At 70.3% G+C, this 14,218-nt stretch carries 13 protein-coding genes; 7 read left to right on the top strand and 6 right to left on the bottom strand.

The window, feature by feature from the left end; translation table 11 throughout:
• Window positions 1-80: 80 nt before the first annotated feature.
• On the top strand, window positions 81-1,268 hold the full coding sequence (locus AC0VYM_RS04145; protein WP_475459133.1) for a hypothetical protein: 1,188 nt from the start codon (window positions 81-83) through the stop codon (window positions 1,266-1,268).
• The gene (locus tag AC0VYM_RS04140) at window positions 1,265-1,681 is read left to right on the top strand and encodes a GntR family transcriptional regulator (RefSeq protein ID WP_475459130.1); all 417 of its coding nucleotides are present in this window, start codon (window positions 1,265-1,267) and stop codon (window positions 1,679-1,681) included. The genes AC0VYM_RS04145 and AC0VYM_RS04140 overlap by 4 nt, the downstream gene beginning before the upstream one ends.
• A 73-nt stretch (window positions 1,682-1,754) precedes the next feature.
• On the opposite strand, the gene metG is transcribed toward AC0VYM_RS04140, so the two are convergent.
• Window positions 1,755-3,572: a methionine--tRNA ligase gene (gene metG, locus AC0VYM_RS04135; RefSeq protein WP_475459127.1), complete on the bottom strand. Its 1,818-nt coding sequence runs from the start codon at window positions 3,570-3,572 to the stop codon at window positions 1,755-1,757.
• A gap of 185 nt (window positions 3,573-3,757) precedes the next feature.
• Here metG and AC0VYM_RS04130 point away from each other — a divergent pair, with 185 nt between their 5' ends.
• Window positions 3,758-4,219, top strand: a complete 462-nt coding sequence (locus AC0VYM_RS04130) for a hypothetical protein (protein ID WP_475459125.1) — start codon at window positions 3,758-3,760, stop codon at window positions 4,217-4,219.
• A gap of 120 nt (window positions 4,220-4,339) precedes the next feature.
• The gene (gene secD, locus AC0VYM_RS04125; RefSeq protein WP_475459124.1) at window positions 4,340-6,994 is read left to right on the top strand and encodes a protein translocase subunit SecD; all 2,655 of its coding nucleotides are present in this window, start codon (window positions 4,340-4,342) and stop codon (window positions 6,992-6,994) included.
• A gap of 83 nt (window positions 6,995-7,077) precedes the next feature.
• On the opposite strand, the gene AC0VYM_RS04120 is transcribed toward secD, so the two are convergent.
• Window positions 7,078-7,737 (bottom strand): AIM24 family protein, encoded by a 660-nt coding sequence (locus AC0VYM_RS04120; protein ID WP_475459122.1) that lies wholly within the window; start codon window positions 7,735-7,737, stop codon window positions 7,078-7,080.
• Between the two features lie 82 nt (window positions 7,738-7,819).
• Window positions 7,820-8,695 (bottom strand): 16S rRNA (cytidine(1402)-2'-O)-methyltransferase, encoded by an 876-nt coding sequence (rsmI, locus tag AC0VYM_RS04115; protein WP_475459120.1) that lies wholly within the window; start codon window positions 8,693-8,695, stop codon window positions 7,820-7,822.
• A gap of 110 nt (window positions 8,696-8,805) precedes the next feature.
• Between rsmI and AC0VYM_RS04110 the strand changes: the two genes are divergently transcribed.
• The 3 genes from AC0VYM_RS04110 to AC0VYM_RS04100 all read left to right on the top strand — a co-directional run bounded on the left by AC0VYM_RS04110 (window position 8,806) and on the right by AC0VYM_RS04100 (window position 11,471).
• Window positions 8,806-10,443, top strand: coding sequence for a dolichyl-phosphate-mannose--protein mannosyltransferase (locus AC0VYM_RS04110; RefSeq protein WP_475459118.1), 1,638 nt, complete (start codon window positions 8,806-8,808; stop codon window positions 10,441-10,443).
• 318 nt (window positions 10,444-10,761) lie between these two features.
• Window positions 10,762-10,965 carry a cold-shock protein gene (locus AC0VYM_RS04105; RefSeq protein WP_017543917.1) on the top strand — a complete coding sequence of 68 codons (204 nt, stop codon included), beginning with the start codon at window positions 10,762-10,764 and terminating at the stop codon, window positions 10,963-10,965.
• Window positions 10,966-11,156: 191 nt separating this feature from the next.
• On the top strand, window positions 11,157-11,471 hold the full coding sequence (locus AC0VYM_RS04100) for a sec-independent translocase (RefSeq protein ID WP_475459115.1): 315 nt from the start codon (window positions 11,157-11,159) through the stop codon (window positions 11,469-11,471).
• 9 nt (window positions 11,472-11,480) lie between these two features.
• Here the strand turns inward: AC0VYM_RS04100 and AC0VYM_RS04095 are convergent, their stop codons facing one another.
• The 3 genes from AC0VYM_RS04095 to AC0VYM_RS04085 all read right to left on the bottom strand — a co-directional run bounded on the left by AC0VYM_RS04095 (window position 11,481) and on the right by AC0VYM_RS04085 (window position 13,872).
• Window positions 11,481-12,017 carry a hypothetical protein gene (locus AC0VYM_RS04095; protein ID WP_475459112.1) on the bottom strand — a complete coding sequence of 179 codons (537 nt, stop codon included), beginning with the start codon at window positions 12,015-12,017 and terminating at the stop codon, window positions 11,481-11,483.
• 820 nt (window positions 12,018-12,837) lie between these two features.
• A complete protein-coding gene (locus AC0VYM_RS04090) occupies window positions 12,838-13,251 on the bottom strand; it encodes a hypothetical protein (protein WP_475459110.1) in 414 nt (137 codons plus the stop codon).
• Between the two features lie 3 nt (window positions 13,252-13,254).
• Window positions 13,255-13,872 (bottom strand): TetR/AcrR family transcriptional regulator, encoded by a 618-nt coding sequence (locus AC0VYM_RS04085; protein WP_475459107.1) that lies wholly within the window; start codon window positions 13,870-13,872, stop codon window positions 13,255-13,257.
• Window positions 13,873-14,218: the final 346 nt, after the last annotated feature.

Here is a 14,218-nt window from a genome sequence, read left to right as displayed (position 1 = left end):
CTCGGATCGGCCGGTCATTGATTCATCATTGACTCAATGATTTAATACATTGAGTCAATCGGAACCGACAGGAGACGCCCGTGCCACCCCCCGCTCCGCAGACGGTGATCGACACCGTCCACCACCTGACCGGCCCCTACCTGCCCGTCGCCGTGCTGCTCGTCGCGCTGGTGGTCCTCGGACTGCCGCTGGCCCGCCTCGCCTCCGGACCGACCGGAAACGGCCGGGGAGCCCGCACGGCCCTCCTCCTGGCCCTGGCCGTCGCCGCGATCGTCACCGCCGAGCTGTTCACGCCGATGCGCGGCTGGCTCGGCATCACCCTGCTGGCCGCCGTGGCCGCCGCCGGACTCGTGGCGGTCCTCCGCGCGAGGCGGGCCGCCGCCCTGCGCGAGGAGGTCACCGCCGAACCCCCCGAACCGGGGATGACCGCCGGGGCCTGGTGCGTCGCCGTCCTGCTGGGGTTCCTCACCGCCACCACGGTGGCGGTCGCCGCCTTCCTGCTCCTCGGTGGCGACGGCTTCATGGAGACCCAGTCCATCCAGGTCAGCGTGGTCCTGGCCGCCGTCGTGGTCGGTGACCTGACCGCCAACCAACTGCTGCGCCTGCGCACCCGCACCCGCCGCGCCGAACTCCGGCCCCGGGGGCTGACCACGGTCCTGCCGCGCCGCACGGCCCTCGGCGTCCTGGTCCTCGGCGGACTGGTGTCCCTGGCGGCGTTCGCCGTGGCCTACGGCGAGTACCGCATGGCCAAGCTGGCCCAGTGCTACCCCGGGCGGGACCTGGCCGTCTCCCACGCCCCCGACACGCTCGCCCTCGGCATGATCGGGGCGGTCGCGCTGGCGACCACGGCGCTGGGTGCGTCCGGGGTCGTCGTGGCCGCCGCCCGTCCCGCGATCGCCTCTCTGGACCCGGCCCGGGACCACGCGCTCCGACGACTGTCGGCCGCGCGCACCGCGGGAGCCGTCGTGGCCGCCCTGCTGGTCCTGGCCGGGGACCTCGTCCCGGGCGCCGCCTACGGATTCCTGCCCGTGGACCCCGCCTGTCAGCCGGGTTCGCTGCTCGACTCCGCCGACCCCGGGTGGCTTCCCGGGTCCCACCATCCCGGCGCCGTCCTGGTGGTCGTCGGTGCCGCGGTCTCCGTCACCGCCTGCCTCGTGTGGGCGGCGGCCTCGTGGCGGTCGGCCCGGCGGGCGCTCACGCCCTTCCACCCGGACGTCCGGGACACCACGGCGGTCTCCGAGGGCGACACGACGGAGCGGGCCCGATGATCATCGAGGTGGACTCCCGGCACCCGCTGCCGCCCTACGAACAGATCCGCGTGCAGATCCTGTCGCTGGTCCTCTCCGGGGAACTGGCCCCCGGGACCCGCCTGCCCACCATCCGCCAACTCTCCGGCGACCTCGGGGTGGCCCCCAACACCGTGGCCCGCGCCTTCCGGGAACTGGAGGCGGCGGGGGTGCTCTCCAGCAGGAGGAGGCACGGCACGTCGGTCACCGAGGACGCGGTGGAGCGCGCCGCTCCGCTCGGTGAGGAGGTGCGCGGCCGTTCCGCCCCGCGCCCCGCCACCGGCCCGGACGACCTGGAGGCCGCCGCCCTGGCCTACGCCGAACGCGCACGGCTCCTCGGACACGGTCGGGAGGAGGCCGCGCGGGCCCTGGAGCGGGCCTGGGAACGGGGCTGACCGGGGCCCGGAGACGAAGGAGGCGGGCGCCGGTCCACGTGGACCGGCGCCCGCCTCGGCGTCGGGTCGGAACCTACTCGGCGTCACCGGCCAGGCGCGCCAGCTCCTCGTCCACCACGGACGGGTCGAGCTTGGTGAACAGCGGGGTGGGACGGCTCAACGGGGTGCCCACCGCGATCGGCGCGGACTCCCAGCGGGCCGCGTTGTCGGCGTAGTCACCGGTGATCACCGGGTAGTCCACCTTCTCCTCGGAGCCGCCGATGGTGTCGTGACCGGACTCGATGCGCGGCATCCCGGTCCAGGTGCCCGTGCCCCCGAGCATCGCGTACACCTTGTTGGCCGACTCCGGCAGGAACGGCGTGAGCAGGGTGTTGGCGTCGCTGACCAGCTGGAGGGAGACGTGCAGGACCGTCGCCATCCGCTCCGGGTCGGTCTTCTTGAGCGCCCAGGGGGCCTGGTCGGAGATGTACTTGTTGGCCTCGGCCACGGTGCGCATGGCCTCCTGGAGACCGGCCTTGAACTGCGACCTCTCCAGACGGGCGCCCACGGTGGCGAAGGCCTCCCGGGAGGCGGCCAGGACCGCGCGGTCCTCGTCGTTCAGCTCACCGGCGGCGGGGATCTCACCGAGGTTCTTGGCCGCCATCGAGATGGAGCGGTTGACCAGGTTGCCCCAGGCCGCCACCAGCTCGTCGTTGTTGCGGCGGACGAACTCGGCCCACGTGAAGTCGGTGTCCTGGTTCTCCGGGCCCGCGGCCATGATGTAGTACCGCAGCGCGTCGGCGGAGTAGCGCTCCAGGAAGTCACGCACGTAGATCACGACGCGGCGCGAGGAGGAGAACTTCTGCCCCTCCATGGTGAGGAACTCGCTGGAGACGACCTCGGTGGGGACGTTCAGCTCACCGAACGGGCCGACCTCGCCGCCCTGGTCGCCCTTACCGCTCGCGCCGAGCAGGATCGACGGCCAGATGACCGAGTGGAAGACGATGTTGTCCTTGCCCATGAAGTAGAAGGACTCGTTGTCCTCCCCCTGCCACCAGCGGCGCCAGGCCTCGGGCTCACCGATGCGCTCGGCCCACTCGATGGACGCGGACAGGTAGCCGATCACCGCGTCGAACCAGACGTAGACGCGCTTGGCGGCGTTGTCGCTCCACCCGTCCAGCGGGATCGGCACGCCCCAGGTGAGGTCACGGGTGACCGCGCGCGGCTGGAGGTCCTCCACCAGGTTCAGGGAGAACTTGAGGACGTTGGGACGCCACTCGCCCTCCTTGCCCTTGAGCCACTCGGTGAGGACGTCCGCGAAGGCGGGCAGGTCGAGCATGAAGTGCTCGGTGTCCACGAACTCCGGCGTCTCGCCGTTGATCCGCGAGCGGGGCGAGAGGAGGTCGATCGGGTCGAGCTGGTTCCCGCAGTTGTCGCACTGGTCGCCGCGCGCGCCGTCGAAGCCGCAGATCGGGCAGACGCCCTCGATGTAGCGGTCGGGCAGCGTACGGCCGGTGGACGGGGAGATCGCGCCCTTGGTGGTGCGCGTGAAGACGTAGCCGTTCTCGTAGAGCGTGGTGAACAGCTTCTGGACGACCGAGTAGTGGTTGCCGGTCGTGGTGCGGGTGAACAGGTCGTAGGACAGACCGAGCGCGACCAGGTCCTCCGCGATGATCCGGTTGTAGCGGTCGGCCAGTTCCCGGGCGCTCACGCCCTCCTGGTCGGCCAGCACCTGGATCGGGGTGCCGTGCTCGTCGGTGCCGCTGACCATCAGCACGCTGTTCCCCGACATTCGCTGGAAGCGCGAGAAGACGTCGGAGGGGACCCCGAAACCGGAGACGTGGCCGATGTGGCGCGGGCCGTTGGTGTAGGGCCAGGCGACCGCGGTCAGGATGTGGCGATTCGACGACATGCCTCAAGACTAAAGGTGGCCCGGGGCGTCCGAGCACCAAACGGCGCTCCGGAGGCCGCTCGTCCACAGGGGCGACCACGTGATTCCCCCGGAAGGGTGCCTACCCGTATGCTCTGCTGGATGGAGCCGCGTGCCCCCGGGGCACCGGCCCGAGCCAGCACGACCCTCCAACCCGGCCTGAGGCGGTGGTCACCACGGTTACCCGTGCCCTACCCCGCCCTGCCCTGCGGACCGGATCGCTGATCACCAGCGTGGTCCTGCTGGTCATCCTGTCCTTCCCCGTGGCCTCCGGCCTCTCCGGGGAGAGGGACACCGTCGCCCTGCCCTCACACGGAGGGCACAGCGCCCCCGAGCGCGACGCCGCGCAGGCCCCCGACGACGACCCCTCGGGGACGTCGGAGGAGGCCCACCCGTACCGCGGGACCGAGACGGTCTCGCTCGGGCCGCCCGTCTCCGTCTGCGACCAGCGGTCGGTGCTCCGGGACCTGCCCGACGCCGTCCCCGCGTGCGCACTGCGCCTGGCGGTGTGGGACCAACCCTGGTGGCCGCTGCCCCTGCCGCACCACGACCCCGTTCCCGAACGGGTCGACGCGGAGGAACTGCCGCCCACCCGGGCACCGCCTCTCACCGCGCACACCCTCGTCTGACCATCCCGGTCGGCCGCCTCCCGGAGCCGCGACGGCGCCGGGAACGGCCTCACGCACCCCCCGCCCGGCGCCGCCGGGCACGCGACCGGTACCCACCATCCGCAGTGAGAGGTTCACCCCTTGTCCAGTCAAACGGGAGCCGGGGCGCGCTGGACACGCGCGCTCATCTCCCTCCTCGTCATCCTCGTCGCGTTCGGCGCGGCGTGGTTCATCCCTCCGCGCCTGGGTCTCGACCTCAGCGGCGGCACGCAGATCGTCCTGGAGACCCAGGACGGCACCGACGGCACCCAGGCCAACTCGGAGAACACCGACAAGGTCGTCGAGGTGCTGCGCCAGCGCATCGACCGCCTCGGTGTGGCCGAGGCGACCATGTCCCGGTCCGGTGAGAACCGGATCATCGTCGAGCTCCCGGGCGTGCAGGACCCGGCGGAGGCCGCGCAGATCGTCGGCCAGACCGCCCAGCTGTCCTTCCACGAGGTCCTGGGCGTCGGCGAGCAGGGCGGCCAGGGCGTCCAGGCACCCGGCGGCGGCGACTTCGCCAACGCCCCCGCGGACGAGGCCCGCGCCCCCTCCGACGGCCAGGACGGCGCCCCCGAGGGCGCTCCCGAGGGCGGCGGCGAGCTGCCCGAGGGTATGGAGGGCATGGAGGGCCTGGAGGACATGCTCGGCGGCCAGGGCGGCATGCCGCAGGCCCCGGCGGGCCCGTCGGCGGAGAACCCCGAGGACGTCGCCCTGACCCTGCCCGACGAGCAGGGCAACATGCTCCAGCTGGGTGAGACCTTCATCCAGGGCGACCGGGTCTCCACCGCCGACGCCGGTCTCGACAGCGCCAACCGCGCCCAGTGGGTCGTCAACGTCAGCTTCCGCGGCGAGGGCCGCGACCAGTGGCGCGAGCTCACCGGCCAGGCCGCCTGCTACAACGACGGCGACCCCCGCCGCCGCGTGGCGATCGTGCTGGACGACCAGATCATCTCCGCCCCGCAGGTGGGCCTGGAGATCGGCTGTGACGCCGGTATGTCCGGTGGTCAGACCACCATCAGCGGCAACGACTTCACCAGCGAGAGCGCCAACGAGCTGGCCGTGCTGATCGAGGGCGGCTCGCTTCCGCTGCCGGTCACCGAGGTCCAGCGCCAGACGGTCGGCCCGACCCTCGGTGCCGCCGCCATCGAGGCCAGCGCCATCGCCGCGCTCCTCGGTATCGCCTTCACCGCCCTCTACATCACGGTGGTCTACCGGCTGGTGGGCTTCCTGGCGTCGATCGCCCTGGCGTTCTACACGCTGATCGCCTACGGAGCGCTGGTCGCCTTGGGGGCCACACTGACCCTGCCGGGTCTGGCCGGTTTCGTGCTGGCGATCGGTATGGCCATCGACGCGAACGTGCTGATCTTCGAGCGCGCGCGTGAGGAGTACCAGCGCCAGCAGCGGACGTACGAGGCGAACAAGTCCGCCGGGATGAAGGACGCGGGCGAATCCGAGGGGTCCAAGGCCGAGAGCGGCGCCCTGGCCCGACGTCGCCGCCGCGCCATCGCGCCCAGCCTGGAGAAGGCCTTCGTCCAGGGCTCGCAGAAGGCCTGGAGCGCGGTGCTCGACACCAACGTCACCACGCTCCTCGCCGCCGGTCTGCTGTTCTTCTTCGCGTCCGGCACGGTGCAGGGCTTCGGCGTCACGCTGAGCATCGGCACCATCGCCTCGATGGTCTCCGCGCTGATCATCGCGCGCGTGTTCGTCGAGTGGGCCGTGCGCCGCGCGGTCATCAAGAAGCACCCGTCGGTCACGGGGCTCAACCGCATCGGCCCGATCCGCACCTGGCTGGTCGAGAAGAACCCGCAGCTGATGGACTTCCGCCGCGTCGCGCTCATCGCCGCGGCCCTGGTCGTGGTCGCCGCGATCGCGGCCCCGCTGGTCCGCGACACCAACCTGGGCGTGGAGTTCACCGGCGGCCGGGTCATGGAGTACGAGATCACCGGCGACGAGACGCTCTCGGTCGACGAGGCGCGCTCGCTCATCTCCGGTCTCAACTTCCCGGGTTCGGACACGGCCGTGGTGCAGGAGTCCGGTGACGGCGACATCGCCGTGCGCACCGGTGACATCTCCGACACCGAGGCCGCCACCATCGCCGACGCTCTCTCCGAGGAGACCGGCGGCGTGGAGCTGGTCAGCGACGAGCTGATTGGTCCGAGCATGGGCGACGAGCTGCGCAACCGGGCCCTGATCGCCCTGGGCGCGGCCCTCGCCCTTCAGATGATCTACCTGGCCTGGCGCTTCCGCTGGTCCTTCGGTGTCTCCACCATGCTGTCGCTGGCCTTCAACATGGTGCTGGTCATCGGGCTGTTCATCTGGCTGGGCAAGCCGATCGACGGTGTCTTCCTCGCCGCGATCCTGAGTGTCATCGGCTTCACGGTCAACGACACGGTGGTGGTGTTCGACCGTGTCCGGGACGAGTGGGCGAGGGACGACAAGTCCTCGTTCAAGGAGATCGCCAACCGCGCGGTGCTCAACACCCTGCCGCGTACGGTCAACACGACCGTCGGCGCGTGGATCATCCTGAGCTTCCTCACCTTCCTCGGTGGGTCCTCGCTCCAGGACTTCTCCATCGCGATGCTGGTCGGTCTGACCACCGGTGTGGTCTCCACCGTGTTCGTCGCGGTGCCGCTGGCCATCTGGCTCCAGAAGTGGGACCGGACGCCGGCCCCGCACGTGCTCAAGGAGCGCAAGGCCAAGGAGAAGGTGGCCGCCAAGGCCGCCCGCGACGCCGACGACGGCGCCGTGGTCTGATCCGCTCCACTGGCAGAGGAGGGGCCCCGGTCCGCGCGGTGTGCGCGGACCGGGGCCCCTCCCCGTCCCGGGGGTTCGTCCCGTCAGCCCTGGGTCGGCACGGGGGCGCCCTCGGAGGCCTGGACCAGCACGAAGCCCTGGCCCTCCAGGGAGAGCTGGAAGGCCTCACCGCTGCCGCGCCCGACGATGGCGCCCGCCTTGACCGTGCGCCGGATGCCGGTCCGCAGCGTGCTGGACCAGGCCACGGCGGCGTCGGTGTCGACGAAGGTGGGCTGGTCGATGTTGAGCAGCACCGGCGTGCCGTGGCAGGCGACCGCCACCCGGCCGTGTCCGCTGAACACCGTGTTGAACAGGCCCCCGGCCATCATCCCGGCGCCCTGGACGCGGCGGATGTCCCACTCCAGGCTCGGTTCGAAGGCCAGCACGTTCTCCCCGCTGACCGTGATGGAGTCCCCCTCCAGGTCGATGAGGTGGACGTCCCAGGCGTCCCGCGCCAGGAAGACGTCGCCCTGCCCGGAGACCCGCATCAGCGGCATGCCCTCACCGGTGAAGGCCTTCTTGAAGAACTTCCCCACGCTCCCCGCGCCCTGGTAGGAGAAGTCGATGTTGCCCTGGTAGGCGACCATGGAGCCCTGCCGGGCGAGGAACTCGCCGTTCAGGCCCACCCTCAGCATCTTGTGGTTCTGGAGGTGCATACCGGGCCGCTGGGTCTCCTGGGCCTGCTGGAAGAGTGCGCTGCGCATGGTGGGATCCTCGTTCCTGTCTCCGGTTACTGCCAGGTTCGACGCTCCCCGTCCGAAAAGGTTCCGACCAGGGACGAAACTCTCACTCGGCCTCGACGACCCCGTGCACCAGGTCGTACACACGACGCTTGGGCACCCCGGTCTCCTTGGCGACCCGGGTGATCGCCTCCTTGCGGCGCACGCCCTCCTCCTCCAGCGCGGCCACGGCCTCCACCAGGTCGGTGTCGCTGGTGCGCTCGGCCCGGGGGCGGGCTCCCTCCACGACCACGGAGATCTCGCCGCGCACCCCCTCGGCGGCCCACGCGGCCAGCTCCCCGAGGCCGCCCCGGCGCACCTCCTCGTAGGTCTTGGTGAGCTCGCGGCACACCGCCGCCCTGCGGTCCGCGCCGAAGGCCCCGGCCATCGCCTCCAGGGTCGCGGCGATCCGGTGCGGACTCTCGAAGAACACCATGGTGCGGCGCTCGTCGGCCAGCTCGCCCAGGTACCCCTTCAGGCCCTTGCGCGGCGGGAAGCCCTCGAAGCAGAATCGGTCGGTGGGCAGTCCGGACACCACCAGGGCGGTGGTCACGGCCGACGGACCGGGGATGGCGGTGACCGTGATCCCCTCGTCCGCGCAGGCGGCGGCCAGACGGTAGCCGGGGTCGGAGACCCCGGGCATCCCGGCGTCGGTGACGACCAGGACCTCCTCGCCGTTCCGGAGGTCGTCGAGCAGTTCCTCGCTCCGGCGGGTCTCGTTCTGGTCGTAGTAGGAGACGATCCGGGCACCGGTCGAGCCGCCCAGCCGGAGCCCCACACGGGAGGCGAACTGCTTGAGCCGACGGGTGTCCTCGGCCGCGATCACGCGCGCGTTCTCCAGCGCGTGCAGCAGTCGGGGCGGTGCGTCCTCCTGGTTCCCGATGGGAAGGCCCGCCAGCACGAGCCTCCCGACTCGCCGCGTCCCGTCAACGTCCTCAACCACTGTGATCCCCGTCCTGTCGCGCTACGGTTGGCTCTATCGCGCCACCCGAAACCCGGTTTCGCGGCCCGTCCGCAACGGACCCCATCTCTGACCCCAACCTACGAGCCGAGATGACCACCACCGCACTTCACAGCGAGGTACCGCCCTCGAACCCCCCGGCCGCGGCCCAGCCGCCCACGCTCCGTTCCCGTTTCTCGCCCCGCCTGCCCAGCCCCTGGTGGCTCGGGTGGCTGGGCGCCCTCGTCGTCGCGGGCTTCGCGGGCGCGCTGAGGTTCTTCAACCTCGGCCAGCCCGACCGCATCTACTTCGACGAGACCTACTACGCCACGGACGCCCACGCCCTCTGGGAGTTCGGGTACGAGCACGACACGTTGGAGAACTCCGACGACCTGCTCAGCCAGGGTGACCCGAACATCTGGACCGGCGCGGGCGACTTCATCGTCCACCCGCCCGTCGGCAAGTGGATGATCGCGCTCGGTGACTGGCTGTACTCGATCATGCCGTTCGGCTCGGCCGTGACACCCGAGGGCTGGCGCGTGGCCTCGGCCGTGGCCGGGGTCCTCTCGGTGCTCATCCTGGTGCGGCTCGCCACCCGGATGACCCGCTCGGTGCTGCTCGGCTGCACGGCCGGGCTCATCATGGCGCTGGACGGGCTGCACTTCACGCTCAGCCGCATCGCCATGGTGGACATCTTCCTCACCCTGTGGATCCTGGCCGGGTTCGCGTGCCTGGTGATCGACCGGGACAGGACACGGGAGCGGCTGGTGCGGCTCGCGGAGGCCGGGGTCGACGTCACCACCGTGGGCTGGCTCGGGATGCGCTGGTGGCGGCTGGCGGCGGGGCTGTGCTTCGGTCTGGCGATCGGCACCAAGTGGTCGGCGCTGTTCTTCGTGGCCGCCTTCGGGCTGCTCACGGTGGCGTGGGACTACGGGGCCCGGCGCAGCGTCGGGCAGCAGCGCCCGCTGGGCCGGTGGTTCGGCTTCGACGCCGTCCCCGCGTTCGTGCAGACCGTGGTGGTGGCGGGCGTCGTCTACCTGGTCTCGTGGTCGGGCTGGCTCCTCACCCGGGGCGGCTACAACCGGGACTTCGCGGACGGGCTGCTCCCCGACTGGGTCCCGGGGGTCCTGCGCTCCCCCGTGGAGGCCATGTGGAGCCTGTGGGACTACCACGGCCGCATGATGAACTTCCACTCCAACCTGAGCAGCGACCACTCCTACATCTCCGCGCCGTGGGAGTGGCTGATCATGCGCACCCCGGTGCTGTTCCACTACAACGGCCAGGCCGTGGGGTGCGACACGGGGAACTGCGTGACCTCGGTGGTGTCCATCGGGACGCCGGTCGTCTGGTGGCTCAGCATCATCGCGGTGACCGTGATGTTCGGCTGGTGGATCACCTTCCGGGACTGGCGCGCGGGCGCGGTGCTGCTCGCCATCGCGGCGGGGTGGCTGCCGTGGTTCGCCTATCCCGAGCGCCCCATGTTCCTGTTCTACGCGCTGCCGATCCTGCCCTTCCTGGTCCTGGCGATCGTGCTGGCGCTGGGGCTGGTGATGGGGGCCGGCGAGGACAGTCCCCGGTTCGCCCCGTACCTGCGGGCGCTGGGCGGGGTGGTCTTCGGTGTGGTGGTCCTGCTGACCATCGCCCACTTCGCGTATCTGTATCCCGTCTTGTCGGCGTATCCGATACCTGAGGAGACCTGGCGGGACCGACTCTGGTTCGACGTGTGGGTGTACGGCCGGGACGCTTCCTGACGCTCTCCGGGGAACGGGTAATACCGTTCCCCGGAACACATCTCCATTAGTGGTAGAAGGGCGGGAAAGCAACAGTTTCGAGTTGCCGAAACAGGACACTCCGGAATCCCGGATTCCTGCCGGAAAGGCCTCGGCAGGGCACCACTTCCCCTGGTACTGTCTGCAACTGGTTGCTGTTGTTGTTTCCATGGATGCCCAAGGCGCCTCGCGGAACTTCACGTGGGCGCTTGTCGATTCGGGATTACCCTTCGTCGGTTGGCGCCCGGCGACCCGGGACCAGCAGGGTGCGGTCCCGCCGTAGTCCCCAAGGGAGAGCACATGGCTCAGGGCACCGTGAAGTGGTTCAACTCTGAGAAGGGTTTCGGGTTCATCGCCGTCGAGGGTGGTCAGCCCGACGTGTTCGTGCACTACTCAGCGATCGCGGGCACCGGCTTCCGGAACCTGGAAGAGGACCAGAAGGTCGAGTTCGACATCATCCAGGGCCCGAAGGGCCCGCAGGCGGCGGACGTTCGCGCGGTCTGACCGTCACACGTGCGTCTTCCCAGCCCTCCGCTCCGTGAGCGGGGGGCTGGACCGCGTTCCGGGACCGTCGGCGGTGGTCGGGGGCGTGGCGCCGCGCCGGTGGCGGCCGGGGGGGTGGGCGGTTACCGAAGCCCGGCGAGACCGGTTAACCTGCTTGAAGCCGGTCGGTACACCAAGAGCGAGGACTGAACATGTTCGGCATCAGTGGGGGAGAGTTCGTCCTACTCCTTCTGCTCGCTCTCCTGATCTTCGGCCCCGACCAGCTCCCCAAGGCCGCCCAGCAGGTCGGCCGGGTGCTGCGCCAGCTCCGCACCATGGCCAACTCCGCCTCCGCCGACATCAAGGAGGGGCTCGGCCCGGAGTACAAGGACTTCGACGTCCAGGACCTCAACCCCAAGCGCTTCATCCAGAAGCACTTCTGGGAGGAAGAGGAGGAGGAGACGGGACGCAGACCCGCCTCCCAGCTCAACGGCAAGCGTCCGCCCTTCGACGACGAGGCCACGTAGGCCCCGTCCTCAGCCGACGAGCATCAGGAAGAACGCTCCCAGCGCGAGCAGCACCACCGACCCGATGATGATCGCGGGCGATCCGAGGGCGACGATCAGCACCTCCAGCGTCACCGCTCCGCCCAGTGCCGCGGCGATCCACGGCCACCGGGCCCGGGGCGCCCAGTCGTGGCGGCGCTCGCGGGCCGTGGTCACCAGGAACGCCAGCCCGATCAGGAGCCAGAAGCCCAGGTGGGCGGCGATCCGCGTGCCCGGCTCGACGTAGTCGGCCATGCCGCCGACGATCATGACGTAGAAGACGGTCCCGACGGCCAGGCGCCAGAAACCCCGGCTCCGTTCCACCGGGATGACCTTGCTCCTGGCCCGTGTGGTGCGCCGGAAGCGTTCGGCGGCGACCGGTGGTTCGTGCTCCCCCGGTCTCGGTTCCGGCGGCGGCCCGGCGCGGTGCGGCCTCCGCTCGGGTTCGGTGGGGCGGACGTAGCCGCCCGCCGGCTCTGGTTCCTCTGGCTGCTGGTATCCGCCTGGGTACTGGGGGGAGTCGGACACGGAGGTTCCGCCCCTTCACGGTCGGTCCGGACCTGACTGTCCTGTTGTCGTACCGGGCTCCTACCCGTCACGGTCGGGGGTCAAATCCCCGACACGCGTGTTCCGGGAACGCGGAAGGGGTCCGCCGACGTCGTCGGGCGGACCCCCTGCACGTGAGTTCACTGAAGAGCGTTCAGCGTGCGCTGGTTACCACCAGCTCCAGCCGTTGCCCTTGCGAGAGGCCTTCGCGTGCGTGGTCATGGCATCCACCTTTCCATCGATGTCTCCGGCCCATCCCGCAACCAAGATGTCCCATCCGGGCGGGCTTCACAAGACCCGTGTTCGAATATTCGTCATTCCGTGGTCGACCTACGACCAAAGTTTGCAGCAGTGGCGTACGAAAGCCCACTGGAGTCGCTGTTGTCGCAGTTCAGGCAAGTTCCCTTTGCCCACGCCAAACACACCCTCCCCGATGACCTGCAAAAACAAGACCGGCGCGGAGCAAAATCCCCGAAGGCGAACATAACAGAGTGTGATGCTATCGCTATTGCGGTTTGGGCGCTGGAAAACCACGCAATCGCTCTCGCGCGGGCCGGGAATCGACGTGGGACGCGCACAGACACCGGGACAAGGCGTAAGAAACCGACACAGAACATCGCTTCTTGGGCGTATCACCAGAAGACGGGCGATCACGCTTCGTGTCGAAGGGGGGACGCCCACCCGCGTGGAAACCGGTTCCTTCACCCACGCCGGGGCCGGGTTTCGGTCTCTCCCTTACGGAGGTAATCTCCGCCGCTTTTCACCGGGGAACGTCGCGCCCGTCCGCCACCGGAGGCTGTGGTCAGCCGAGCGCCAGGCCGCCCGCGATGAGCGCGGCACCCGCGGCGACAAGGCCGATGACCAGGCTCGCCGCGCCCAGGGGGATGAGCAGCCGCAACCGGTTGGGGGCCTGGGGGTCGCGGCCGACCACCGACAGGAAGAACCCGGCCGGGATGAGGATTGCGGCCAGGAGGACCAGGTCCCCGAGGAGCCGCCCCCAGTCCGGAACCGTGGGCTGGTCCAGCAGGAGCCGGACGACCAGGCCGAGGATCACCAGGACCCCGGCGTGCGCGTGCCCCGCGCGGAAGTAGGAGCGCTGGAGTTCGTTGGCGGGGAAGGCGCCGTTGACGACCCGGAGCAGGAACGTGCCGCCGTAGGCGATGCCGACCACGGTGAGCAGGACGGCGCCGGACGTGATGAGCGTTGCGGCTGACATGGGTCACTCCTGTGCTGGTGAGGGGGGTCGCCCCGAGGGGCCGAAGAGGAGTCCGGCGCTGCGTCGGGTGACGGACAGCAGATCGGCGTCCCCGAGAAGCGCGCGCACTCCGGAGTTGTCGAGGTTCCCGGTGAGCGCCAGGGTGGCGATGCCGTGCACGATCGACCAGCCCGCCACCACCCCGGCGGCCGGATCGTCGGCCGCCCTCCCCCCGTCGGACACCGACGCCACTCCGGAGCGCAGTTCGCCGAAGGCCGCGTCACGCGCGGCGGAGAGGGCCGGGTCGTCCTGGTCGAGCAGGGTCGGCGCGAACATCACCTGGAAGTGGGCCGGGTGCTCCATGGCGAAGCGCACGTACTCGACCCCGGACTCCAGGAATCCCCCGTCCGCCTCCCGGTTGGCCGCCAACCTGCGGGCCAGCTCGGTGAAGCCCTCCGTGGCCAGGGCGTTGAGGACGCCCTCCCTGCTGCCGAAGTGGTACCTCGGTGCCGTGTGGCTCACCCCGAGGTCGGCCGCGAGCGACCGCAGGCTGAAGGCGTAGGGGCCCTCCTCCTCGATGACCTCCGCGGCCCGCGCGAGCACGGCGGTACGCAGGTTCCCATGGTGGTATCCGTCTGCCATGAGTGGAACCATACACCGGAAAGTTTCCACTGTATAGATTCGGTCGTGTCGATCCGAAGGCGCCGACCCATAGGACATCCGGACCTACCGGGGTACTCTGGGGTACACACCGGTCACCCGACTCAGGGTATAGACGCTTCGCCGGTGACACTCGGGGCTCCGGTCCGGACGACCGCCCGCCACAGGGATCAGCAGCATTCGTCCAGTGCGACCAGGGACACAGTCGAAGGGCCCGGTTCGGTGAACCGGGCCCTTCGACTGTGTGCGGGAGAGCGTACCCGGGAGAACGAAACGACCCCGCGAGGAGGCCGAAAGCCCCCGAACAGGGTCGACCCAGAGCCACCCG

The sequence above is a fragment of the Nocardiopsis sp. iso_237 genome (genome assembly GCF_056173345.1).
Note: the sequence above shows the minus strand (reverse complement) of the source record. Positions and strands in the feature narration are given on the sequence as shown.